Genomic DNA, 24,344 nt, shown 5'->3' with positions numbered 1-24,344 from the left:
CGCTGGTCCCTGATCGCGAGAGACAGACATGTGGCCATCCATGGCCGCATTCCCCAAACGCAAAGAGCCCCGGACCGGCCGGGGCTCTTTGCGCACGACTTGCCGGACTGGAATCAGGTTTCGTGCGTGCCTGCTCCCGCCTCTGCGCCACCTTCGGGCGGCAGGTCGCCGGCCGTCGGTCCGGCTTCCTCGCCATTGTCCTCGTCGGCCTCCAGCCTCACCACGCTGACCAGCGATTCCTCGGCCGGCAGGCGGATCAGGGTGACGCCCTGGGTGTTGCGGCCGAGCTGCGAGACTTCCGCCACACGGGTGCGCACCAGGGTGCCCTGGCCGGAGATCAGCATCAGCTCGTGCTTCTCGCTCACCTGCACCGCGGCGACCAGCGCGCCGTTGCGTTCGGAGCACTGGATGCCGATCACGCCCTGGGTGCCGCGGCCCTTCTTCGGGAACTCGTCCAACGCCGTGCGCTTGCCGTAGCCGCGGGCGGTGGCGGTGAGGATGTCGCCCTCGGCCGCCACGATCAGCGACACCACTTCCTCGCCCTCCGCCAGGCGCATGCCGCGCACGCCGGTGGCGGTGCGGCCCATCGAGCGCACGGTGTTCTCGTCGAAGCGCACCGTCTTGCCGTTGGAGGCGAACAGCAGGATGTCGCTGTTGCCGTCGGTGAGCTCCACGTTGACCAGCGCGTCGCCCTCGTCCAGCTTGATCGCCTGCTTGCCCTTCTGCAGCTGGAACGCGAACTCGGTGAGCGGGGTCTTCTTCACCGTGCCATGCCGGGTGGCGAAGAACACGTAGCGATCCTCCGCGTATTCGCGCACCGGCAGCACCGCCTGCACCTTCTCACCCGCGGCCAGCGGCAGCAGGTTGATGATCGGCTTGCCGCGCGCGCCAGGGCCGGCCTCCGGCATCTGGTAGACCTTGAGCCAGTACACGCGCCCGGTCGAGGTGAAGGTGAGCAGGGTGTCGTGGGTGTTCACCACCCACAACTGCTCGACCACGTCCTCGTCCTTCAGCGCCGAGGCCGAGCGGCCCTTGCCGCCGCGGCGCTGGGCACGGTAGGCGCTGGCCGGCTGGCGCTTGATGTAGCCGGTATGCGACAGCGTCACCACCATGTCCTCCGGCGCGATCAGGTCGAGGACGTTCAGGTCTTCCTGCGAATGCTGGATCTCGGTGCGGCGGGCGTCGCCGAATTCGTTCTTGACCGTCTCGAGCTCCTCGCGGATCACCGCGAGCAGGCGCTCGGGGTTTTCCAGGATCTCGATCAGGCCGCGGATGGTTTCGAGGATCTCGCGGTACTCGTCGGAGAGCTTCTCCTGCTCCAGGCCGGTGAGGCGGTGCAGGCGCATCGCGAGGATTTCCTGCGCCTGCACCTCGGAGAGCTGGTAGCCCGCGGGCTTGAGGCCGTCGCGTGGATCCATGTCCTCCGGCCGCGAAGCCTCGGCGCCGGCGGCGGCGAGCAGCGCGCCCACCATGCCGGGCTGCCACTTGCGTGCCAGCATGCGTTCGCGCGCCTCGGCCGGCGAGGCCGAGGTCTTGATCAGCTCGATCATCTCGTCGATGTTGGCGAGCGCGACGGTGAGGCCTTCCAGGATGTGGGCGCGGGCGCGGGCCTTGCGCAGTTCGAAGATGGTGCGGCGGGTCACCACTTCGCGGCGATGGCGGATGAACGCCTCGAGGATGTCCTTGAGGTTCAGCAGCCGCGGCTGGCCGTCCAGCAACGCCACCATGTTGATGCCGAAGGTCACCTGCAGCTGGGTCTGCTGGAACAGGTTGTTCAGCACCACGTCGGCCATCGCGTCCTTGCGGACCTCGATGACGATGCGCATGCCGTCCTTGTCGGACTCGTCGCGCAGCTCGCTGATGCCTTCGAGCTTCTTTTCCTTGACCAGCTCGGCGATCTTCTCGATCAGCCGCGCCTTGTTCACCTGGTAGGGCAGCTCGTGGACGAGGATGGTCTCGCGGCCGTTGCTCTCGGTCTCGATCTCGGTCTTGGCGCGGACCAGGATGCGGCCGCGGCCCGTGCGGTATGCCTCGACGATGCCGGAGGAGCCGTTGATGATGCCGGCGGTGGGGAAGTCCGGGCCGGGGATGTGATGCATCAGCTCGTCGACCGAGAGCGCTGGCTCGTCGATCAGCGCGATGGTCGCGGCGATGACTTCGTTCAAGTTGTGCGGCGGCACGTTGGTGGCCATGCCCACGGCGATGCCCGCCGAGCCGTTCACCAGCAGGTTCGGCACGCGGGTGGGCAGCACCAGTGGCTCGTGCTCACTCTCGTCGTAGTTCGGGCCGAAGTCGACGGTTTCCTTGTCGATGTCGGCGAGCAGCTCGTGAGTGAGGCGCGCCATGCGCACCTCGGTGTAACGCATCGCCGCCGCGTTGTCGCCGTCGACCGAACCGAAGTTGCCCTGGCCGTCCACCAGCATGTAGCGCAGCGAGAACGGCTGCGCCATGCGCACGATGGCGTCGTAGACCGAGGCGTCGCCGTGCGGGTGGTATTTACCGATCACGTCGCCGACCACGCGGGCCGACTTCTTGTAGGGCTTGTTCCAGGCGTTGCCCAGCTCGTTCATCGCGAACAACACGCGGCGATGCACCGGCTTCAGGCCGTCGCGCACGTCCGGCAGCGCGCGGCCCACGATCACGCTCATCGCGTAGTCGAGATAGCTCTGGCGCATCTCGTCTTCGATGTTGACGCGGATGACTTCTTTGGCGAGTTCTGCCATCAATCGGCTTCCCTGGAAATGGATGAAAGGCTGTCTTGCGCGGGTGCGCGCACCCGCGTGCAGACCTGTGGAAGACAGCCGAGGAAGACTACCACGAACGGCGCCAAATTGACAGTCTTTGCGCCTTGATAATCAACAACTTACATGTGACTTTCGGGGTGACGGAAAAGCATCGCGCGCGCGCTCGCGAAGTTCGCCGCCGAAGCGACCGCCGAACCCGCGGCCACAGCCAGCGCCGGCCAGCGGTGCGTCAGCGGAAACTCCAGCAGCGCCACCACGTATATGCCGTAATTCACCAGCGCGCCAAACCCCATCAGGCCCATCCAATGCAGCCATTCCGATCCTGCCGAGCGACCGCTGCGGCGATGGGCAAAGGTGTGTCGGCGATTCCACCACCATGTGACGCTGGCGGCGCAGAGGAAGGACAGCACGCGGGCCAGGTACGGATTCCAGTCCGCCAGCGAAACCAGGGCCTGCACCACCCCGGCATCCACCACGAAGCCGATCGCACCGCCCACCGCGAACAGTGCGATCTCGCGGCGCAGCTTCACCGGTCGAAGACCGCGCGCATCGACGCCGCGTCCAGCCGCTCGATCACGCCGCGCTCGGTGACGATGGCGTCGATCAGGCTGGCCGGCGTCACGTCGAACACCGGGTTCCAGGCCTCGGCGCCCTCGACCACCACCCGCCGGCCACCGATGGCCAGCAGCTCCGCGGGATCGCGCAGTTCGATCTCGATGTCGTCGCCGGAAACGGTGGCCATGTCCACCGTGGAGGACGGCGCCACCACCATGAACTTCACGCCGTGATGCTTCGCGGCAATCGCCAGCTGGTAGGTGCCGATCTTGTTCGCGGTGTCGCCGTTCGCGGCAATGCGGTCGGCGCCGACGATCACCCACTGCACCGCACCGGACTTCATCAGGTGCGCCGCCGCGGAGTCGGCGATCAACTTTGCGGGAATGCCGTCGCGTACCAGCTCGTACATGGTGAGCCGCGCGCCCTGCTGCCACGGCCGCGTCTCGCCCGCGAACACGCGCGCGACGCGCCCCTGCGCCACGCCGGCGCGGATCACGCCCAGCGCAGTGCCGAAACCCGCCGTGGCCAGCGAGCCGGTGTTGCAATGGGTGAGCACGCCGGAACCCGGGGCGATCAACGCGGCTCCCAGTTCGCCCATGCGGCGGTTGGCGGCCAGATCCTCGTCCTGGATCGCCTGCGCCTCGTGTTCCAGCGCCTGGGCATCGGCACCCGCAGCGATGCGTGCCTTCATGCGGTCCAGCGCCCACATCAGGTTCACGGCGGTGGGGCGCGCCGCGCGCAGCATCGCCAGAGCTTCATCCAGCGTCGCACCCTGCCGCGCGGCCAGCACCACGCCCCACGCGGCAGCGATGCCGATGGCCGGCGCGCCGCGCACGGCGAGATCCCGGATCGCCTGCGTCACCTCGGCGGCGTCGCGGCACTCGATCCAGCGTTCCTCCTGCGGCAGCAGGCGCTGGTCGAGCAAGTGCAGGTAGGCGCCGCGCCATTGCACGGCGCGGACGCGGTCGTAACGGTCGTAATCCATCGGAATGTTCGTGTCGTGAAACGGAGGGAGATCAGGGCGATTCCGGCATCACCAGCCACAGGATCAAATAGATCAGGATGCCCGAACCGCCCAGCAGGGTGAGGATGATCCAGGCCACCCGTACCAGGGTCGGGTCCCAGCCCAGGTATTCGGCGATGCCGCCGCAGACGCCGGCCAGCGTGCGGTTCTGGCGGGAACGGCAGAGACGTTTTTCCATGCTCGTGAATCCTGCGGGTTGGGGGATCAGTCGCGCGCACGCAGCCACTGGTGGATCGCCGGCGGCACTTCGCGCTGCGCGCGGCCGGAGACGTAGATGCCGATGTGGCCGCCCTTGAACGCGAGCTCGGTGTAGTCGGTACTGCCGGCGCGCCGACGCAGCGCGCGCGAGGCGTCCGGCGGCACCAGATGGTCCTGCTCCGCGTAAATGTTCAGCACCGGCTGGACGACCATGTCGAGATCGACCTCGTGGCCGCCGATGACCAGGCCGCCCTTCACCAGCTTGTTGCCCTGGTAGAAGTCCTTGACGAACTGGCGGAAGGTCTCGCCGGCCTGGTCGGGCGAGTCGAAGATCCAGCGCTCCATGCGCAGGAAGTTCTCCAGCTCCGCCGGATTGTCGAGGATGTCCACCAGGCCCACGTATTTCTGCTGGTTCAGCCGCACCGGCTTCAGCGTGAGGTAGACCCAGTTCATCAGCATCGCCGGCACGTTGCCAAGGGTGTCGACAAACAGGTCCACGTCCAGTTCGCGGCACCAGTGCGACAGCATGTTGTCCGGCGTCTGGAAGTCCACCGGCGTGACCATGGTGACGAGGTTCTTCACCTTGTCCGGATGCATCGCCGCGTAGCACAGCGAGAACGCGCCGCCCTGGCAGATGCCGAGCAGGTTGATCACATCCAGCCCGTGGCGCTGGCGCACCGCGTCCACGCAGCGGTCGAGGTAGCCGTTGAGGTAGTCGTCCAGCGTCAGCCAGCGGTCGGCGCCGTCGGGGTAGCCCCAGTCGATCAGATAGACATCCTCGCCCTGCGCCAGCAAGTTGCGCACCAGCGAGCGATCGGGCTGCAGGTCAGTCATCCATACCGTGTTGACCAGCGCGTAGACGATCAACGTGGGCGTCTTCGCGGTGGGTGCGCGGTCGCCCTGCATGTGCCACAGCTTCAGCTTGTCCTCGGCGTACACCAACTCACGCGGCGTGTTGGCATAGCTTGGCTCGCGCATGCCGCGCAGCTGGCCCATGCCGGCGCTGAGCTTGCGCTGGAACGCTCCGATCTCCTGCATCAGCCGGGTCGGGTCGAGGTGAAGCGGGGTATCCATGGGCGCTCCCTGTCAGCGCTTGCGCGGGCTGGTGGCGGATGAAGCCGGCTTGCCCCGCGCAGGCGCCTTCGCGGGAGTCGCGGCGCGTCTGGTCGCCGGCGTGGGCTTCGATGCCGGCGGGGCGGACAGCGCGGCCAGTTCGCGCTTCAATGCCGCCACCTCGCGGCGCAGCGCGAGGATCTCCGCGCCCGCCTCTCCCGCACCCTGCTTGCGCACGTCGCGGCGCAGCTGCTGCAGTCGCTGCCCCAGCGACGAGACCTCCTCGCGGGTGGGCAGGCCCAGTTCGCGGCACAGTTGACCGGTCTGGTGCTGCTGCAGCTGGCGCACGCGCATCTGCGTGTTGACCATCTCGCCGTAGACCGAGCGAAACTCGTCGGACAGCGCGATCTCGGCGTAGGCATCCTCGGCGGCGTCGACCCACAGGTCGTACAGCGCCTTCAGCGATTCGACCGGCGGACTGGCCGGGTCGCGTTGCACGAGCCGCGCCTGCAGGCGCTCCAGGCCTTGTGCGTTCGCGCGCTGGATCAGCTCCTGGTAGCGCGCGTTCGCTTCCACCGCCGCCTGGATCGCTGCGGCCAGCTCCTGCTGCTTCATCAACTGCTCGCGATGCAGGCCGAACGCCGGCACCGGGCCGTTCACCGCGCCCGGCATGGCAAAACCGCCGGCCTGCACCGACTGCAGCCAGGCCTGCCACTGCTGCACGAAGCCCTGTGCGGCGGCGTTGTCGATGCCATTGAAGGCCTGGGTAAACGGCTGATTGCCGGAACCCGCCCAGGCACGCAGCAGCGTCTGCCAGTCCGCGCCGGGCTGGCTGGCACCGGCCGCCGCCACGCCCTGCATCCAGTCGAAACAGCCCTTGAGCCCGGCCAGCGTGCGCTCCAGCGACTCGCTGCCTGCGGGCGGCGGCGCGGCGGCGGGTGGCGGCTGCAACTGGCGCAGCCACGCATCCCAGGATTGCTGCGCAAGCACCTGCCAGTCCTTGATGAAATCGCCTGCCTGTCCGCTCATCGCGCTTCCTCGTTTGCCGCCCTCGCTATCCTAGCGCGTCTGGCGAATCTTCTCGTGTCGGCATCCACGTCTCGAGGCGTGGCGTCACGCAACCGTAATCAGCGGCGCGAAACCCTGCACAGCTGCACACCGATGCCGTCGCGCGGATAGCGCTCCATGGCGCTCGATATCGCTTCGCATTTTCCGGCAAGCTGCGCCCCGGGCAGCCACTGCCGCAAGACCGGCAAACTCGCCGCGGCATGTCCGTTCAACAAGGCATAGACCGGGCCGATGTGGTCATGCAGCCGCTCGCGGGTAAACACGCCGAGCCGTTCGTCCGCAGCCTTCTGGTTGAACCAGGTCAGCCCGACAAAACGGCTGGATTGCGCGTTCCCGATGAAAGGAACGACGTAGGCCAACGGCTGCCCCATTACCAGCACCAGGCTGCCGGGTTCGACTGCCGGGGCACGCACGTCGAAAACTGCACCGGCATACCTGACATGCCCCCAGTTCGGATAGCGACTGCAACCGGCCGACAGCAGGAACAGACCCGCCATGCACCACGCCAACCAGGGACGCCACGCACCGCCCCCATGCGCACGCCATGACAATGCCCGCAACGCCGCCAGCGCCAGCAATCCGGTCAACGCCTCGATCGGAATGGCATACCGCAGGATAGAAAACAGCGCCAGCCACGCCACATAGGCCAACGCCACGAACACCGCCAACAGGCGCATCGCCTCCCTGCCCCGCGGTGGCTGCCGGCGCCGAAACCAAGCGGATAATGCGAGTCCAAGCAAAGCAAGCATACCCAAGGCATAGCGGGGATCTGCAAAGCTGACCTCGGTGACCACCCTCTGGTTTTCGCGCACCCAGTAGAACGGATAGAACAACCACTGCCCGATGCTGCGTGGCAAGAACTGGCCATCGGTTCCACTGACAGTCGGCACCCAGCCCGAACGGAAGACCTGGTTGAACATCGGAAACACCGGATTCCCCGTGAGGCGATAGAGCGCCCAGCCCCACCAGCCGTAGGCGACAAGGAATCCGCCCAGTGCAGCACCGGCGAACAACAGGCCCAGACGCCAGGCCCTGTGGCGCCACCCAGATGCCGCCAGCAAGGCGCACATCATGGCCGGCGGATAGACGATGGCCGTTGGTTTCAGGCCTGCCGCTAGGCCGCATAGCAGGCCGGCCAGCAACACACGCCGACCCGATCGCGCCGTCGGCTCGCTCACGCATATCGGAAGCAACAGGCAGATGGCCAGCAGCACCAGCAGGGCCAGCGGCATCTCGTTCGAACTCATACCCAACTGTGATACCGCCATGGTGCCCGTCGCGCCGATCAGGACAGCGAACAGGTCGCTCGCGTCGAACACCCGCCCTTGCAAATCGGCAAGCCTCGCAGCGATCCGCAGCAACACGAAAACAAGGCCGCCGTACCATAGCCCCTGCAAGCCGGCGAGCACGCGCGGCATGTGTTCAAGTGGGCCGGTGCCCAGCAGGTAGTAGGGCAAGTCGAGCAGCGGATTGAAGAAGCTCTGCATGCCGGCGGCTACCAGATCGAGCGACTGCCGTCCGTGCAGCATGGCCCAGGCGTTGTACAGGTGGTAATTCCTCAGGTCCCAGCTTGCGTCCTGCTTCTGCAACACCGAGCCAAGCACGCCGAGCAGCAGGCAGATCGGCAACCCGTAGCGATCTACAACGCCTCGCAAGCCGCGTACCGGCATCATGAGTGGCCGTTTGCAGACTGGCTATCGGGGGCGGGCTGACGCAGATAGGCCAGGTATTTCTGCTCGCGCCGGCCCAGCGTCACCGTGTCAAGCACCAGCCCGCAAACCAGGAACACGCCGCCCAGCAGACCCAGCGAGGCGCACAGGATCGCCGTCGGAAAACGCGGCACCAGGCCCGTCGCCAGATAGGTCTCCAGGAGCGGCCATGCAAGCACCACCGCCAGCAGCAGGCACATGGCGCACGCCAGCGAGAAGAACGCCAGCGGCTTGCCGTTCTTGGCCAGCCCGACGATCGCCAGCAGGATGCGCCAGCCATCGCGCCAGGTGTTGAGCTTGCTGTGCGAACCCTCCGGGCGCGCGCAATAGCGGCTGGGCATTTCCGCCACCGGCATGCGCAGTTCGAGCGCATGCACCGCCAGCTCGGTCTCAATTTCGAATGCCTGGGCGTGGGCCGGGAACGACTTCACATAGCGGCGCGACATCACGCGGTAACCCGACAGCATGTCGGTGAAGCTGCGCCCGAAAATCCAGCCGGCGAGGCCGGTCAGCATGCGATTGCCGAGCCGGTGCCCGGAGCGATAGGCCTGCTGCTGTCCAGTGACGCGGCTGCCGACCACCAGGTCGAGATGTCCGTCGAGCAGGCGGCGGATCATCTCCGGAGCATCGCCGGCATCGTACGTGGCGTCACCATCCACCATCACATAGACGTCGGCGTCCACATCGGCGAACATCCGCCGCACCACGTTACCCTTGCCCCGCAGACGCTCGAAACGCACCTCGGCGCCTGCCGCACGCGCCACCGCCGCCGTGTCGTCGGTCGAGTTGTTGTCGTATACGACAATGCGGGCCTGCGGCAGGCTCCCGGCGAAATCCCACACCACCTTGCCAATGGCGACGGCCTCGTTGAAACATGGGATCAGCACGGCCACGCGTGGCGTCCTGCTGGCTGGCATCGGAATCCCTGATCGGTGCGGTCGGGCGGCGATTCTAGCAAAGCATCGGCTGCACGATCAGCTGCAAGCTTGTCGTCGCCGCATACGACGACGCCCGGCATCTTTCGATGCCGGGCGTCGCAGACTAACGGATACACAATGCTGCGGTGCGGCTCAGCCTTCGCCCTCGGCCACCGCCTTCATGGACAGGCGGATGCGGCCCTGCTTGTCCACTTCCAGCACCTTGACCTTGACGATGTCGCCTTCCTTGAGCTTGTCGGAGACCTTCTCGACGCGCTCGTTGGAGATCTGCGACACGTGCACCAGACCGTCCTTGCCCGGCATGATCGTGACGAACGCGCCGAAGTCCATCAGCTTGGCGACCTTGCCCTCGTAGATGCGGCCCGGCTCGACGTCGGAGACGATCTGCTCGATGCGCTTCTTCGCCGCCTCGCCCGCGTCGCGGTTCACCGAGGCAATCACCACGGTGCCGTCGTCGTTGATGTCGATGGTGGCGCCGGTCTCCTCGGTGATCGAGCGGATGGTGGCGCCGCCCTTGCCGATGACCTCGCGGATCTTGTCGGGATGGATCTTGATGGTGATCAGGCGCGGCGCGTACTCGCTCATCTCGGTGCGCGCGGTGCTGATGGCCTTGGCCATCTCGCCGAGGATGTGCAGGCGGCCGCGCTTGGCCTGGGCCAGCGCCACCCGCATGATTTCCTCGGTGATGCCGTCGATCTTGATGTCCATCTGCAGGGCGCTGATGCCCTCGGACGAACCGGCCACCTTGAAGTCCATGTCGCCGAGGTGATCCTCGTCGCCCAGGATGTCGGACAGCACGACGAAGTCGCCGCCCTCCTTCACCAGGCCCATCGCGATGCCGGCCACCGGCGCCTTCAGCGGCACGCCCGCATCCATCATCGCCAGCGAGGAGCCGCACACCGAGGCCATCGAGGACGAACCGTTGGATTCGGTGATTTCCGAGACCACGCGCAGCACGTAGGGGAACTCGTCCATCGACGGCTTCACCGCCTGCACGCCGCGCTTGGCGAGACGGCCATGGCCGATCTCGCGGCGCTTCGGCGCGCCAAAGCGGCCGGCTTCGCCCACCGAGAACGGCGGGAAGTTGTAGTGGAACAGGAACGCGTCCTTCGACTCGCCGGCCGGCGCGTCGATGATCTGCGCGTCGCGCGTGGTGCCCAGCGTGACGACGACCAGCGCCTGCGTCTCGCCACGCGTGAACAGCGCCGAGCCGTGGGTGCGCGGCAGCACGCCGACGCGGGCGGTGATCGGACGCACGTCGTCGAGCTGGCGGCCGTCGATGCGCACCTTGGTCTTCAGCACGCTGTCGCGCAGGGTGCGGTACTCGAGCTCGGCGAATTCCTTGGCGAGCTCGGCCTTGTCCCAGCCCTTCGCCTCGGCATCGGCCTTCAGCGACTCCAGCACGTCGGCCTTGATCGCGGCGATCGCGTCGCGGCGCTGCAGCTTGTCGCGCACCTGGAAGGCGGCCTCCAGCTTGTCGCCGACCGCGCCCTTGACCGCGGCGACCAGCGACTCGTTGCGTGCCGGCGGCTGCCAGTCCATCGACGGGCGGCTGGCCTCGGTGGCCAGCTCGGCGATCGCGCGGATCGCGACCTGCATCTGCTGGTGGCCGTACATCACCGCGCCGAGCATCACGTCCTCGGACAGCAGCTCGGCTTCGGACTCCACCATCAGCACCGCGCCGGCGGTACCGGCGACGACCAGGTCCAGCTTGGAGCCGGCCAGCTCGGCGGCGGTCGGATTCAGCAGGTACTGGCCATTGGCGTAGCCGACGCGGGCGGCGCCGATCGGCCCCTTGAACGGGATGCCGGCGAGGCTCAGCGCGGCGGAGGCGCCAAGCATCGCGGGGATGTCGCCGTCGATCTCGGGGTTGAGCGAGATGACCTGGGCGATGACCTGGACTTCGTTCTTGAAGTCTTCCGGGAACAGCGGGCGCACCGGACGATCGATCAGGCGCGAGGTCAGCGTCTCCTTCTCGGTCGGACGGCCTTCGCGCTTGAAGAAGCCACCGGGGATGCGGCCGGCGGAGTAGAACTTCTCGACGTAGTCGACGGTGAGCGGGAAGAAGTCCTGCCCTTCCTTCGCCTTGGCCGCCGCCACCGCGGTGACCAGCACCACGGTGCCGCCCATGCTGACCACCACCGCACCGGACGCCTGGCGGGCGATTTCGCCCGTCTCCAGCGTGACCTCGTGATTACCGTACTGGAATGACTTGGTTACTTTCGCCATGTTGATTTCCTGCCCTCTTTGAAGAGGGCGGCCAAGGATGGCCGCCTCTTGATCTTTGCGTTCACGGGCGAACGCAGAACCTTTGGAGAGTGCGGCCAGGGATGGCCGCCCTTTTGACTCTCGCGTTCAGGACGAACGCAAAAGTTACCTCCGGAGGCCGAGGCGCTCGATCAGGCTCTGGTAGCGGGCCAGATCGCGATCCTTGAGGTAGGCAAGCAGGCTCTTGCGGCGGTTGACCAGCTTCAGCAGGCCGCGGCGGGAGTGGTGGTCCTGCTTGTGCGACTTGAAGTGGTCGGTGAGATGGTCGATGCGGGCCGACAGCAGCGCCACCTGCACTTCGGTGGAGCCGGTGTCGTTCGGCACGCGGCCGAAGTCAGCGATGATCTTGCCGGTCTGTTCTGCGGTAAGAGACATGGTGATACCTGTTTCCTTGAAAAAGCGATGCGAAGCTTGCGTTTGCGCCACCGGGAGTGACGCAAGCGCAAGCTTCGCCTGATGGATGAAAGTACTGGAATAACCTGCTTATTCTAGCGGCGGCAAGGCCCTTGCAACAAGGGCGACAAAGGCGGATCGGCCTGACTCACGGCGGCGGCAGGTTGAAGCCGCGCAGGATGCGGCTGCGACCGTCCGCATCCAGCTCCAGCAGCGCCAGCAGGGCGCCGTCGCTGGCGAACGCGGCGCAACGTCCGACGACCCCGCTCACTACGATGGGCTGGCCCCGCGCGATGGCCTGGCTCTGCGCCTCGTCCAGCTGCAGCTTCGGCCAGTCGGCCAGCCCTGCCGCCACGGGCAGCAGCCAGGCCAGCAAGGCCTGGTCGCCCTGCCCGGCCGCCTGCTCCAGCTGGGCCAGCGTGACCATGCGCGGCTCGCGGAACGGCTCCACCCACAGCCGTCTCAGCGCGGTGAGATGGGCGCCGCACCCCAGCGCCTCGCCCAGATCGACCGCCAGCGAACGCACGTAGGTGCCCGAACCGCATTCCACCTCGAACACCAGGGTGTCCGCCGAGCGGGACAGCAGTTCCAGCCGGTGGATCTCCACCTCGCGCGGCGGCGCCTCCACGACCTCGCCGCGGCGCGCCTTGAGGTACAGCGGCTCGCCCCCCTGCTTCAGCGCCGAGTACGCTGGCGGCACCTGCACGATGCGGCCACGCAGCGGCGCCAGCGCCGCCTCGACGGCCGCGGCATCCAGCGCCGGCACCGGACGCTGCCGCAACGGCTCGCCCTCGCGGTCGGCCGTGGTCGTGGTGAGGCCCAGCCGGCACTCGGCCCGGTAGGCCTTGCGCGCGCCGAGCAGGTTGCCGGCCAGCTTGGTGGCCTCGCCGAAGCACAGCGGCAGCAGGCCGGTGGCCATCGGATCGAGCGCGCCGGTGTGGCCGCCCTTGGCGGCGCGCAGCAGGCGACGCACTTCCTGCAGGGCCTGGTTGGAACTCAGGCCTTCGGGTTTGTCGAGCAGCACGATGCCGTGCAGGTCGCGCCAGGCGATGCGGGGGAGCTTGCGTTCGCGGGGCATGGAACTCGGATCAGGATTCGTCCGGCGGCGCGGCATCGCCCGCATCGCGCAGCAGCGCGTCGATGCGCTCGCCCTTGTCCACCGAGTCGTCGTACTTGAAGCGCAGCTCGGGCACGCGGCGCAGCCGCATGCTGCGCGACAGCGCACGGCGGAACTCGCCCGCCAGCGTGTTGAGCGCCTTCACCGCCGCTGCCGACTGCGCGGGCAGCAGCGCGGTCACCCACACCGAGGCGAAGTCGAGGTCGCGGCTCACCTCCACGTCCGACACGCTGCACGACGGCAGGCCGTGGTCGCGCACCGCGGCATGCACCAGCAGGCCCAGCTCGCGGCGGAGCTCGGCGCCTACGCGGTCGGTACGTTTGAAGTCGCGGGAGGGCATGAAGGAATCGGAATCCTTATCGAAAACGAAGAGCAAGAGCTGCGTTATCCATGTCAATCAAAGCGCAGTCCTGCACTTGATTGACTCGGCGCCCCGGCACATGCCGGGGCGCCTCCGTTTGGCCATGACAAATGCCAAGGCCAAACGGGCAACCATCCATGGGTCGCCCGGGCGCTGGCGTCAGAGGGTGCGGGCGACTTCAATCCTTTCGAAGCACTCGATCTGGTCGCCAACCCTGACGTCGTTGTACTGCTTCACGGCGATGCCGCATTCCATGCCGTTGCGCACCTCGTCGACCAGGTCCTTGAAGCGGCGCAGCGATTCCAGCTCGCCCTCGAAAACCACCGTGTTGTCTCGCAGCACGCGGATCGGCTTGTTGCGCTTGACGTGGCCCTCGGTGACCATGCAGCCCGCGACCGCACCGAACTTGGAGCTGCGGAACACCTCGCGCACCTGGGCGATGCCGATGATCTCCTCGCGCACCTCCACGCCCAGCAGGCCGGATGCCGCCTGCTTCACCTGGTCGATCACGTCGTAGATGATCGAGAAATAGCGCACGTCCAGGCCGGCGGTATCGATCACCTTGCGCGCCGAGGCGTCGGCGCGCACGTTGAAGCCGATCACCAGCGCCTTTGAGGCCGCAGCCAGCGTGGCGTCGGACTCGGTAATGCCGCCGACGCCGGCGGAGATCACGTTGACCTTGACGTTCTCGTTGCCGATCGCACCGAGCGCCTCGCGCAGCGCCTCGACCGAGCCCTGCACGTCGGCCTTGACCAGGATGTTGAGCGTCTGCTGCTCGTTGCCCTGGCCCATCTGCGCCATGATGTCCTCGAGGCGGTTGGCCTTGCTGACCATGCGCGTCTCGCGGCGCTTCTGCTGGCGCTCGGCGGCCACCTGCTTGGCGAGCTTCTCGTCGGCCACCACCACGAAGTCGTCGCCCGCCTCCGGCACGCCGGAAAGGCCCAGTACCTGCACCGGGATCGACGGGCCGGCTTCCTGCACGGCCTTGCCGGTCTCGTCGACCAGCGCGCGCATGCGGCCGTATTCGATGCCGCAGACGACGAAGTCGCCGCGCTTCAGCGTGCCCTGCTGCACCAGCACCGTGGCCACCGGGCCGCGGCCCTTGTCCAGGCTGGACTCGATCACCACGCCCGAGGCGGGGCCGTCCACCACGGCGGTGAGCTCCATCACCTCCGCCTGCACCGAGATCGCGTCGAGCAGCGCGTCGATGCCCATGCCGGTCTTCGCCGACACCGGCACGAACGGCGTGTCGCCGCCCCACTCCTCGGGGATGACTTCGAGGTTGCCGAGGCCCTGCTTGACGTGGTCCGGGTTGGCGTCGGACTTGTCCATCTTGTTGAGCGCCACGATCAGCGGCACCTTGGCGGCGCGCGCGTGCTGCACGGCTTCCGCCGTCTGCGGCATCACGCCGTCGTCGGCGGCCACCACCAGCACCACGATGTCGGTGGACTGCGCGCCGCGGGCGCGCATCGCGGTGAACGCGGCGTGACCCGGGGTGTCGAGGAAGGTGATCACGCCCTTGGGCGTGTCCACGTGGTACGCGCCGATGTGCTGGGTGATGCCGCCAGCCTCGCCGGCGGCGACCTTGGTGCGGCGGATGTAGTCCAGCAGCGAGGTCTTGCCGTGGTCGACGTGGCCCATGATGGTGACCACCGGCGGACGCGGCAGCTTCTCGCCCTCCAGCTCCACGCTCTGGGTATGGGCGGCCAGTGCGGCCTCGGCGTCGTTGGCGTTGGCCTCGACCACCTTGTGGCCGAGCTCCTCCACCACCAGCGCCGCGGTGTCGTGGTCGATGGTCTGGTTGATGGTGGCCATCACGCCCATCTTGAACAGCGCCTTGACCACCTCGGAACCCTTGACCGCCATCTTCTGCGCCAGTTCGGCGACCACGTTGGCGTCGCCCACCACCACCTCGCGCACGACGGCGGCGGTGGGGCGGGTGAAGCCATGCGCGCCACCAGCGGGCGATGCACCGCGCGCGATTTCGCGCACGGCGCCCTTGCCGGGCTTGCCGCGCTTGCCGCTGGAACGGCGGGCACGGTCGGCGTCGCTCAGGTGCAGCTCGCCGGCGGCAAAACGCTTGCCGCCCGGCGTGTCGTCGCGCTCGCGACCGCCGCCATGGCGCGCCTTGCCGCGCGCGCTGTCGCCGGCGGCAGCCGCCGCCGGACGCGCCGGTGCAGGTGCCGGGGCGGGCGCAGGTGCCGGCTTGACCAGCTTCTCGCGCTTGCGTGGCTCGTGCACGCGCGGAACGATCATGCCCAGCTCGCGCGGGTCGATGCGCTGTACCGCGGGCTGCGTCTCGCCGGCGAGGTCGCCGACCGCGGTTTCGGCCGGCTCCGCCAGTCCGGCCACGTTCTCGGGTTCGCCGGCGGGCTCGGCTTCGGCAGTGGATGCGGCCTCGACCTGGCGGCGGCGCTCCTCGGCCTCCGCCTGCTCGCGGCGCTGTTCCTCCAGCGCACGCTGATGCGCCTCCTGCTGACGGCGCTGCTCGGCCTCGTGGCGCTCCTGCTCCTCCAGCTTGCGCTGCTCGCGCGACTCGGCCAGCTTGCGCGCAGCCTCCTCGCGCTCGGGCTCGGCGCTCGCCTCTTCCGCGATCACGCTGCGCTTGACGTAGGTGCGCTTGGCGCGCACCTCGACGTTGACCGTCTTGGCCGCGCTGGCGGCACCGCGGCCGCCCGGCGTGGAAACCTTGAGTTCGCCCACGGTGCGGCGCTTCAGGGTGATCTGGCGCGGCGCGCTGTCGGCGACTTCCGCGGCCGGCTCGTTCTTGCCGTGGGTGCGCCGCAGGAAGCCCAGCAGCTTCACCTTTTCGGTGCTGCTGATGACCTGCTCCGGATCGGAGAATTTCATGCCGGCCTCGCCAAGCTGGCCCAGCAGCTTGTCGACCGGCATGCCCAGCACCTGGGCGAGTTGTTTGATCGTGACATCCGACATCGTGTTCTTTCTCCGCCGTTCCCGCGCTTGTCGTCCGTGCGGCCTAGCCTGCACGTACACCGCCATCCCTGGTGGAAGGCCTGCGGCCTTCCTCGGCGCGCCCGTCCCGGACGCCGCCGTTCGCGGTTAGCCGCCCTTCTCCAGTTGTTCGATCATCGGCGCGCGCGCTGCCATGATCAGCGCCGCGGCTCGCTCCTCGGTCATGCCCTCGATGTCGATCAGGTCGTCCACCGCCTGGTCGGCGAGGTCGTCGACCGTGGCCACGCCGCGAGCCGCCAGCGCGTAGGCCGTGGTCTCGTCCATGCCCTTCAGCTCGAGCAGTTCCTCGCTGGGCTGGTGCTCGTCGATGGTCTCCTCGACGGCCAGCGCCTCGGTGAGCAGCGCGTCGCGGGCGCGGGCGCGCAGCTCCTCGACGATGTCCTCGTCGAAGCCTTCGACCGCCAGCAGCTCGGCGCTGGGCACGTAGGCGATTTCCTCGACGCTGGAGAAGCCCTCCTGCACCAGGATGTTGGCGATCTCCTGGTCCACCTCGAGCTTGTCCATGAACAGCTGCCGCGCGGCCTCCTGCTCGGCCTCGCTCTTGGCGGCCACCTGGTCCTGCGTCATCACGTTGAGCTGCCAGCCGGTGAGCTTGCTGGCGAGGCGCACGTTCTGGCCGCCGCGGCCGATCGCCTGGGACAGCTTGTCCTCGGCCACCGCGATGTCCATCGAATGCTTGTCCTCGTCCATGATGATGGACTGCACCTCGGCCGGCGCCATCGCGTTGATGACGAACTGCGCCTGGTTCTCGTGCCACAGGATGATGTCCACGCGCTCGCCGTTGAGGTCGTTGGACACCGCCTGCACGCGCGAGCCGCGCATGCCGATGCACGCGCCGATCGGATCGGTGCGGCTGTCGTGGGCCACCACGGCGATCTTGGCGCGGTCGCCCGGATCGCGCGCGCAGCCCTTGATCTCGACCAGACCCTGGCCGACTTCCGGCACCTCGAGCTTGAACAGCTCGATCATGAATTCCGGCGCGGCGCGCGACACGAACAGCTGCGGTCCGCGCACCTCGGACTTCACCTCGTACAGGTAGCCGCGCACGCGGTCGCCCACGCGCACCGATTCGCGCGGAATGGTCTTGTCGCGCGGGATGAAGGCCTCGGCGTTGCCGCCCAGGTCGAGGTAGATGTTGCCGCGCTCGACGCGCTTGACGATGCCGGTGATCAGCTCGCCCACGCGGTCCTTGTAGGCGTCCACCACCTGCTGGCGCTCGGCCTCGCGCACGCGCTGCACGATCACCTGCTTCGCGGCCTGCGCCGCGATGCGGCCGAACTCGGCGTTCTCGATCTGCGTCTCGATGTACTCGCCCACCTGGGCGTCGGCGCGCTCGTCCAGCGCGTCCATCAGGCGCAGCTGGTAGTACGGCGACTCCATCTCGCCGTCGTCTGCGATGATTTCCCAGCGGCGGAAGGTCTCGTACTCACCGGTGTCGTGGTCGATCGACACGCGGATGTCCGGCTCCTCGTCGGGGTAGCGCTTCTTGGCAGCCGAGGCCAGCGCAGCCTCCATCGCCTCGAAGATCACCTCGCGCGGCACGCCCTTCTCGTTGGCAACCGCGTCGACCACCAGCAAAAGTTCTTTGCTCATTGCAGCAACTCCATGGGCGCCCAAACGGCGGCCGTTGTTTTTGCGCTCATCCGTGACCGCGAAGATCAAGAAGCCGCCATCCGTGGCTGCACTCTTCAATTTTTGCACTCATCCGTGAACACGAAAGTCAGGCAGCGACCGCTCATGATCGCACGGCTGGACGGGACGGCTCAGGCCTTCTTCTTGCCGGGCGCCTTGCCGGGCTTGGGCTTGGGCGCATAGCCCAGCGCCATCCAGTCCGGCACCACCCGTGCGCTTTCCACCTGCGCGTGCTCGAAGACGAACACCTTGCCCTCGGCCTCCAGCGAGATGCGCTCGCCCTCCACCGCCAGCAGTCTGCCGCGCAGCCGGCGACGCCCTTCCAGCGGCGCGCGCAGCAGCAGCTTCACCTCCTGGCCGAGCACCCGCGCGAACTGCGCGGCGGTGAACAGCGGGCGGTCGAGGCCGGGGGAGGAGACCTCCAGCACGTAATGGCCGGGGATCGGATCCTCCACGTCCAGCAGCGCGGAAAGCTCGCGGCTGGCCGCCTCGCAATCCTCGATGCCCACCTCGCGCCGCTCGCCGTCGGCGGTCGCGCCCTCGGGAATGTCCAGGTAGACGCGCAGGGTACTCTGCCCCTGCGACGGCGTGAATTCCACGCCCAGGCATTCCAGCCCGAGATCGGCCAGAACGGTGCTGAAGCGTTGTGCGAGTGCGTGCGTGTCCATCATGCATTCCAGGTCGCGAAAACAAAAAATGGGCTCGACGGCCCATTCCCTGCCCCTTGACGGAGCGTCCTCGCCGATGTCCCGACTCCAGGCAGCTCCCGGGCGTTTGCCCGCGGCAAGCCGCGGAAAACGCGGCGCCATCCTGGCGCCCAACAAAAAAGCCTCGCGAGGAGGCTTTCTTGTTCCAAGAAAGTATCTGGTAGCGGGGGCAGGATTCGAACCTGCGACCTTCGGGTTATGAGCCCGACGAGCTGCCAGACTGCTCCACCCCGCATCAGAGTCCGGAGATTGTAGCGAGGCTCGCGATTGACTGCAAGCCTCGCCGCCGGCCTTTCCATCGAACCGTTCGATGGAAAGGCTCAACCAAGCCCGAACGAGTGGCGGCACCAGCCCAGCAGCGGGCCCCAGTACACGCCCAGCACCAGCAGCGCCAGCGCATTGATCGACAGCACCACGCGCAGCGAACCGTCGGGGGTGGACTGGTCGGCGCCGCCTTCGACCGGCTTGTCGAAGTACATCACCTTGACCACGTGCAGGTAGTAGTACAGGCCGATGATCGCGAAGACCGCGCCGGCGAGGGCCAGCCACAGCATGTGCGCGTCGATCGCCGCCTGCAGCACCAGGTACTTCGCGTAGAAGCCGTACAGCGGCGGCACGCCGGCCAGCGAGAACATCGACAGCGCCATCAGTGCGGCGAACCACGGCGAGCGCTGGTTCAGGCCCTTGAGGTCGGCGATCTCCTCGCACTCGAAGCCCGCGCGGGCCAGCGCCAGGATCACGCCGAACGCCACCGTACTCATCAGCGCGTAGCTGATCGCGTAGAACATCGCGGCGGAATAGCCTTCCGGCCCCGCGTTGACCAGGCCCATCAGCAGATAGCCCATATGCGAGATGGTCGAGTAGGCGAGCATGCGCTTGAGGTTGCTCTGCACGATCGCGACCAGATTGCCGATCGCCATCGACAGCACGGCGACCACGGCCAGCATCGGCTGCCAATACTGCGACAGGTCGCCCAGCCCGGACTCCAGCAGGCGCCAGGCCATGCCGAACGCAGCCAGCTTCGAGGTGGAGGCGATGAAGGTGGTGACCGGCGTGGAGGCGCCCTGGTAGACATCGGGGATCCACATGTGGAACGGCGCCGCGCCTAGCTTGAACGCGATGCCCACCAGCATGAAGATCAGGCCGAACACCAGGAGGTGCGGCATCGCGCTGTGGGTCACCGCGGCGTGCAGCTGGGCCAGATCCAGCGTACCGGTGGCGCCGTACACCATCGACATGCCGTACAGCAGCATGCCCGAGGACAGCGCGCCCAGCACGAAGTACTTGATCGCCGCCTCCGAGGACAACGGCGAGTCGCGGTTCAGCGCCACCAGCGCGTAGGACGACAGCGTCAGCAGCTCCAGGCCCAGGTAGACCATCACCAGGTTGCCGGCCGACACCAGCAGCATCACGCCGATCACCGCGAAGATCATCAGCGTGTAGAACTCGCCCACGAACTGCCTGCGTTCGAGCAGGTACGGCCGTGCGTAGACGAACACCAGCACCGTGCACAGCAGCGCGAACACCTTGAGGATTTCCGAAGTCTGGTCGCGCACGAACATGTCGCCGAACGCAGTCACGGTGACGTCGGGCTGGCCCGCGATCACCATGTAGGCCGCCACCAGCAGCACCACGATGGAGATCCAGTGCAGCGTGCCGCGCTGCTCGGGCCGCATGAAGGCATCCAGCAGCAGCAGCAGGCACGCCGCCGCCACCAGGTAGAACTCCGGCAACAGGACCAGGACGTCGTTGAGAGTAGGCATGTTCGATCCTGCTTAAATCTTGTGGATGGCCAGCTGCTGCACCAGCTGCGTCACCGAGCTGTCCATCAGGTGGATCAGCGGTTCCGGCCAGATGCCCAGCGCCAGCACCAGTGCGGCGAAGGTGCCCAGCACGAAGGTTTCGCGACCGCCGATGTCCTTCATCTCGGCCACGTGCGGGTTGTGGATCTCGCCCCACAGCACGCGCTTGACCAGCCACAGCGTGTAGGCTGCGCCGATGATCAGGGTGAACGCGGCGAACAGCGCGATCCACGGGTTCGCCTTGAAGCTCGCCAGCACCACCATGAACTCGCCCACGAAACCGCTGGTGCCCGGCAGGCCGCAGTTCGCCATCGCGAACAGCACGTAGAAAAAGCCGAACCACGGCATCACGTTGATAAGGCCGCCGTAGTCCTTGATCAGGCGGGTATGCAGGCGGTCGTACATCACGCCGATGCAGGTGAACATCGCGCCGGAGACGAAGCCGTGGGAGACCATCTGCACCATCGCACCCTGCATGCCGAGGCGCGCCGAGTCGGCATCGCCGAGCCCGCGCGCCAGCATGAACGCGATGAAGATGCCCAGGGTGACGAAGCCCATGTGCGCCACGGACGAGTACGCCACCAGCTTCTTCATGTCCTCCTGCACCAGCGCCACGTAGCCGATGTAGACGATTGCCACCAGGCTAAGCACCACCACCAGCCACACGAAGTGCGCGCCGGCGTCCGGCACGATCGGCAGGATGAAGCGCAGCATGCCGTAGGTGCCGACCTTCAGCATCACTGCCGCCAGCACCACCGAGCCACCGGTCGGTGCCTCCACGTGGGCATCCGGCAGCCAGGTGTGCACCGGCACCATCGGCACCTTGATCGCGAACGCGAGCAGGAACGCGAAGAAGATCCAGGTCTGCTCGGTGAACGTCAGCGGCAGCGCGGCCAGCGTGCGCAGGTCGAACGTGCCGGCCTTGTGGTAGAGATACAGCAGCGCGATCAGCATGAAGATCGAGCCGAGGAACGTGTAGATGAAGAACTTCAGCGTGGCGTACACGCGCCGCGGGCCGCCCCAGATGCCGATCAGAATGAACATCGGGATCAGCATCGCCTCGAAGAACACGTAGAACAGCAAGGCGTCGGTGGCGCAGAACACGCCGATCATCAGACCTTCGAGTGCCAGCATCGCGGCCATGTACTGGTGCGGCTTGTTCTGGATCACCTCCCACGCGCCGACCACCACGAGGATGCCGACGATGGTGGTGAGAAGGATCAGCGCCACCGAGATGCCGTCCACGGCGAGGCCGTAGTGCACATTGAGCGAGGCGATCCACAGGTGGCTCTCGACCAGCTGCATGCCGCCCTGCGTGGCGTCGTACTGCGGCAGCAGGAACAGGCTCACCACGAAGGTGAGCACCATGAACAGCAGCGCGAGCCAGCGCGCGGCATTGGGGCGGGCGGAACCGGCCAGCAGCACCGGCACCGCGCCGGCCATGGGCAGCCAGATCAGCAGGCTGAGCAAGTGATTGAACATGAGTGCTTGCTTCCTTAGAGCCTGTTTATGATCCCCAAGCGCCCCGCGCCGGGAACTGTTTGCGCGCAGGCCAAGGAGGAACGATGGAGTGGACGTCCGTCCACGACTGAGTGATGACGCAGGCATGCGGGCAAACAGACCCGGCCCTGCGGGTTGCCATCGAGTGGCCGCCATGCGGTAGCGCGCGGCTTGGCCAGCCAGCCAGGCAGGCCGGCGCCACGCCCTGCCACCTGACCGCCACTCGATGACAACGCGGGGTGCTTGGGGATCATAAACAGGCTCTTCATTGCGCAGCCAGCATGGGACCGAACAGCCAGTACCCGCCGAGCAGCAGGATCAGGCCGATGATCATCGCGAAGGCATACTGGTAGAGGTAACCCGACTGCAGCCGGCGCATGCCCGAGGCGATACGGCGGGTCATCGCCGTGGTGCCATCGATCATCACGCCGTCGATCACCGCGGCGTCGCCGGCCTTCCAGAACAGGCGGCCCAGCTTCACGCCGCCGCGGGCGAACACCGCGAAGTAGAGGTCGTCGACCCAGTACTTGCGATCGAGCACCGTCCACAGCGGCTTCAGCGCGCCCTTGATGCGGCCGGCCAGCGCGGGGTTGAACAGGTAGATGTAGGTCTGGATCGCGAAGGCCAGCAGCACGAGGCCGAACGGCACGCTCAGGAGCCCGCGCAGCGCCATCCCCGCCGCACCCTCGAAATGCGCGCCCATCTCGCCCAGCACGTTGTTCGCTTCGTCGACGTGGATGGCGGGACCGAACCAGCCGCCGAACAGCAGCGGCTTCACCGAGAAGAAGCCGACCAGCAGCGACGGGATCGCCAGCAGCACCAGCGGCAGCGTCACCACCCACGGCGACTCGTGCGGTGCGTGCGCGAGCTCGCCCGGCTTGTGGTGGCCATGGTCGTCATGGTCGTGGTGGCCGTGGTGCTCAACCACGGTGAAGCGCTCCCTGCCGTGGAAGGTCAGGTACATCTGGCGGAAGGTGTACAGCGCGGTGACGAAGGCGCCGGCCATCACGCAGAAGTAGGCGTATCCGGAGCCCCAGCGGTGCGACTCGCCGACCGCCTCGATGATCGCGTCCTTCGAGTAGAAGCCCGAGGTGAACGGCACCGCCACCAGCGCCAGCGAGCCGATCCACATGGTGATCCAGGTGATCGGCATGTACTTGCGCAGGCCACCCATGTAGCGCATGTCCTGCTCGTGGTGCATGGCGATGATCACCGAACCGGCGCCCAGGAACAGCAGCGCCTTGAAGAACGCGTGGGTCATCAGGTGGAACACCGCGCCGGCATAGGCCGACACGCCCAGCGCCACCGTCATGTAGCCCAGCTGCGACAGCGTGGAGTACGCCACCACGCGCTTGATGTCGTTCTGCACGATGCCGATCAGGCCGGTGAACAGCGCGCCCGTAGCGCCGATCACCATCACGAAGCTGAGCGCGCCCTGCGACAACTCGAACAGCGGCGACATGCGCGCCACCATGAAGATGCCCGCGGTCACCATCGTCGCCGCGTGGATCAGCGCGGAGATCGGCGTCGGGCCTTCCATCGAGTCGGGCAGCCACACGTGCAGCGGCACCTGGGCGCTCTTGCCCATCGCGCCGATGAACAGCAGGATGCAGATCACCGTGGCGGCATCCCATTGCGTGCCCTGGGTGATCGCCAGCGTCTTGCCGATCAGGGTCGGCGCCGCCGCGAACGCGGCGGCGTAGTCCAGCGTGTTGAGGAAGTACAGCACCGCGGCGATGCCGAGCAGGAAGCCGAAATCACCCACGCGGTTGACCAGGAAGGCCTTGAGGTTCGCGAAGATCGCGGTCGGCCGCTTGAACCAGAAGCCGATCAGCAGATAGGACACCAGGCCCACCGCCTCCCAGCCGAAGAACAGCTGCAGGAAATTGTTGCTCATCACGAGCATCAACATCGAGAAGGTGAACAGCGAGATGTAGCTGAAGAAGCGCTGGTAGCCCGGGTCGTCCGCCATGTAGCCGATGGTGTAGACGTGCACCAGCAGCGACACGAAGGTGACCACCACCATCATCATCGCGGTGAGGCGGTCGATCATGAAGCCGACGCTGGCGTTGAACTTGCCGATCTCGAACCAGGTGTAGAGGTTCTGGTCGTAGTTCGCCGCGCCGCCCCAGACCAGCTGGTACAGCACGTAGAACGACAGGCCGCAGGAGACCAGCAGGCCCAGGATGGTGACGCTGTGCGCGCCGGCTCGGCCGATCTGCTTGCCGAGGAAGCCGGCGAGCAGGCAGCCCACCAGCGGCGCCAGCGCGATCGTCAGCAGGATGGATGTCGAAAGCGGCAT

General features: G+C 67.1%; 18 protein-coding genes and 1 tRNA gene. All 19 read right to left on the bottom strand.

The annotated features are described in order from the left end of the window. Positions 1-113: 113 nt before the first annotated feature. Positions 114-2,723 (bottom strand): DNA gyrase subunit A, encoded by a 2,610-nt coding sequence (gyrA, locus tag ACQGNW_RS01315; protein WP_426661255.1) that lies wholly within the window; start codon positions 2,721-2,723, stop codon positions 114-116. 140 nt (positions 2,724-2,863) lie between these two features. Further along, on the bottom strand, positions 2,864-3,274 hold the full coding sequence (locus ACQGNW_RS01310) for a GtrA family protein (RefSeq protein ID WP_426661254.1): 411 nt from the start codon (positions 3,272-3,274) through the stop codon (positions 2,864-2,866). Next, positions 3,271-4,284 carry an S-methyl-5-thioribose-1-phosphate isomerase gene (gene mtnA / locus ACQGNW_RS01305; protein WP_426661253.1) on the bottom strand — a complete coding sequence of 338 codons (1,014 nt, stop codon included), beginning with the start codon at positions 4,282-4,284 and terminating at the stop codon, positions 3,271-3,273. The genes ACQGNW_RS01310 and mtnA overlap by 4 nt, the downstream gene beginning before the upstream one ends. A 31-nt stretch (positions 4,285-4,315) precedes the next feature. Further along, positions 4,316-4,501 carry a PspC domain-containing protein gene (locus ACQGNW_RS01300; protein ID WP_426661251.1) on the bottom strand — a complete coding sequence of 62 codons (186 nt, stop codon included), beginning with the start codon at positions 4,499-4,501 and terminating at the stop codon, positions 4,316-4,318. 26 nt (positions 4,502-4,527) lie between these two features. Beyond that, positions 4,528-5,595: a class III poly(R)-hydroxyalkanoic acid synthase subunit PhaC gene (locus ACQGNW_RS01295; RefSeq protein WP_426661250.1), complete on the bottom strand. Its 1,068-nt coding sequence runs from the start codon at positions 5,593-5,595 to the stop codon at positions 4,528-4,530. A 12-nt stretch (positions 5,596-5,607) separates the two neighbouring features. After that, positions 5,608-6,603, bottom strand: coding sequence for a poly(R)-hydroxyalkanoic acid synthase subunit PhaE (locus ACQGNW_RS01290; protein ID WP_426661249.1), 996 nt, complete (start codon positions 6,601-6,603; stop codon positions 5,608-5,610). Positions 6,604-6,701: 98 nt separating this feature from the next. Then, entirely contained in the window at positions 6,702-8,315 is a 1,614-nt protein-coding gene (locus tag ACQGNW_RS01285; protein ID WP_426661248.1) for a hypothetical protein, read from the bottom strand. After that, positions 8,312-9,268, bottom strand: coding sequence for a glycosyltransferase family 2 protein (locus ACQGNW_RS01280; RefSeq protein ID WP_426661247.1), 957 nt, complete (start codon positions 9,266-9,268; stop codon positions 8,312-8,314). Before ACQGNW_RS01280 ends, ACQGNW_RS01285 begins: the two co-directional genes overlap by 4 nt. Positions 9,269-9,421: 153 nt before the next feature. Further along, a complete protein-coding gene (gene pnp / locus ACQGNW_RS01275; RefSeq protein ID WP_426661246.1) occupies positions 9,422-11,518 on the bottom strand; it encodes a polyribonucleotide nucleotidyltransferase in 2,097 nt (698 codons plus the stop codon). Positions 11,519-11,662: 144 nt separating this feature from the next. Then, on the bottom strand, positions 11,663-11,932 hold the full coding sequence (gene rpsO / locus ACQGNW_RS01270; RefSeq protein ID WP_367845079.1) for a 30S ribosomal protein S15: 270 nt from the start codon (positions 11,930-11,932) through the stop codon (positions 11,663-11,665). 166 nt (positions 11,933-12,098) lie between these two features. Further along, positions 12,099-13,028, bottom strand: a complete 930-nt coding sequence (gene truB, locus ACQGNW_RS01265) for a tRNA pseudouridine(55) synthase TruB (RefSeq protein WP_426661245.1) — start codon at positions 13,026-13,028, stop codon at positions 12,099-12,101. A gap of 10 nt (positions 13,029-13,038) precedes the next feature. After that, positions 13,039-13,407: a 30S ribosome-binding factor RbfA gene (gene rbfA, locus ACQGNW_RS01260; RefSeq protein WP_426661244.1), complete on the bottom strand. Its 369-nt coding sequence runs from the start codon at positions 13,405-13,407 to the stop codon at positions 13,039-13,041. A gap of 180 nt (positions 13,408-13,587) precedes the next feature. Continuing rightward, on the bottom strand, positions 13,588-16,362 hold the full coding sequence (gene infB / locus ACQGNW_RS01255; protein WP_426661243.1) for a translation initiation factor IF-2: 2,775 nt from the start codon (positions 16,360-16,362) through the stop codon (positions 13,588-13,590). Positions 16,363-16,488: 126 nt separating this feature from the next. Continuing rightward, entirely contained in the window at positions 16,489-17,994 is a 1,506-nt protein-coding gene (nusA, locus tag ACQGNW_RS01250) for a transcription termination factor NusA (RefSeq protein WP_426661242.1), read from the bottom strand. A gap of 170 nt (positions 17,995-18,164) precedes the next feature. Next, entirely contained in the window at positions 18,165-18,701 is a 537-nt protein-coding gene (locus ACQGNW_RS01245) for a ribosome maturation factor RimP (RefSeq protein WP_426661241.1), read from the bottom strand. 197 nt (positions 18,702-18,898) lie between these two features. Further along, positions 18,899-18,975, bottom strand: a tRNA-Met gene (locus ACQGNW_RS01240). An 85-nt stretch (positions 18,976-19,060) separates the two neighbouring features. Next, the gene (gene nuoN, locus ACQGNW_RS01235; RefSeq protein WP_426661240.1) at positions 19,061-20,503 is read right to left on the bottom strand and encodes an NADH-quinone oxidoreductase subunit NuoN; all 1,443 of its coding nucleotides are present in this window, start codon (positions 20,501-20,503) and stop codon (positions 19,061-19,063) included. 12 nt (positions 20,504-20,515) lie between these two features. Next, on the bottom strand, positions 20,516-22,024 hold the full coding sequence (locus ACQGNW_RS01230) for an NADH-quinone oxidoreductase subunit M (protein WP_426661239.1): 1,509 nt from the start codon (positions 22,022-22,024) through the stop codon (positions 20,516-20,518). Between the two features lie 283 nt (positions 22,025-22,307). Further along, positions 22,308-24,344 carry an NADH-quinone oxidoreductase subunit L gene (gene nuoL, locus ACQGNW_RS01225; RefSeq protein ID WP_426661238.1) on the bottom strand — a complete coding sequence of 679 codons (2,037 nt, stop codon included), beginning with the start codon at positions 24,342-24,344 and terminating at the stop codon, positions 22,308-22,310.

Source organism: Rhodanobacter aciditrophus, from assembly GCF_050026795.1.
Taxonomy (GTDB): Bacteria; Pseudomonadota; Gammaproteobacteria; order Xanthomonadales; family Rhodanobacteraceae; genus Rhodanobacter_A.
Note: the sequence above shows the minus strand (reverse complement) of the source record. Positions and strands in the feature narration are given on the sequence as shown.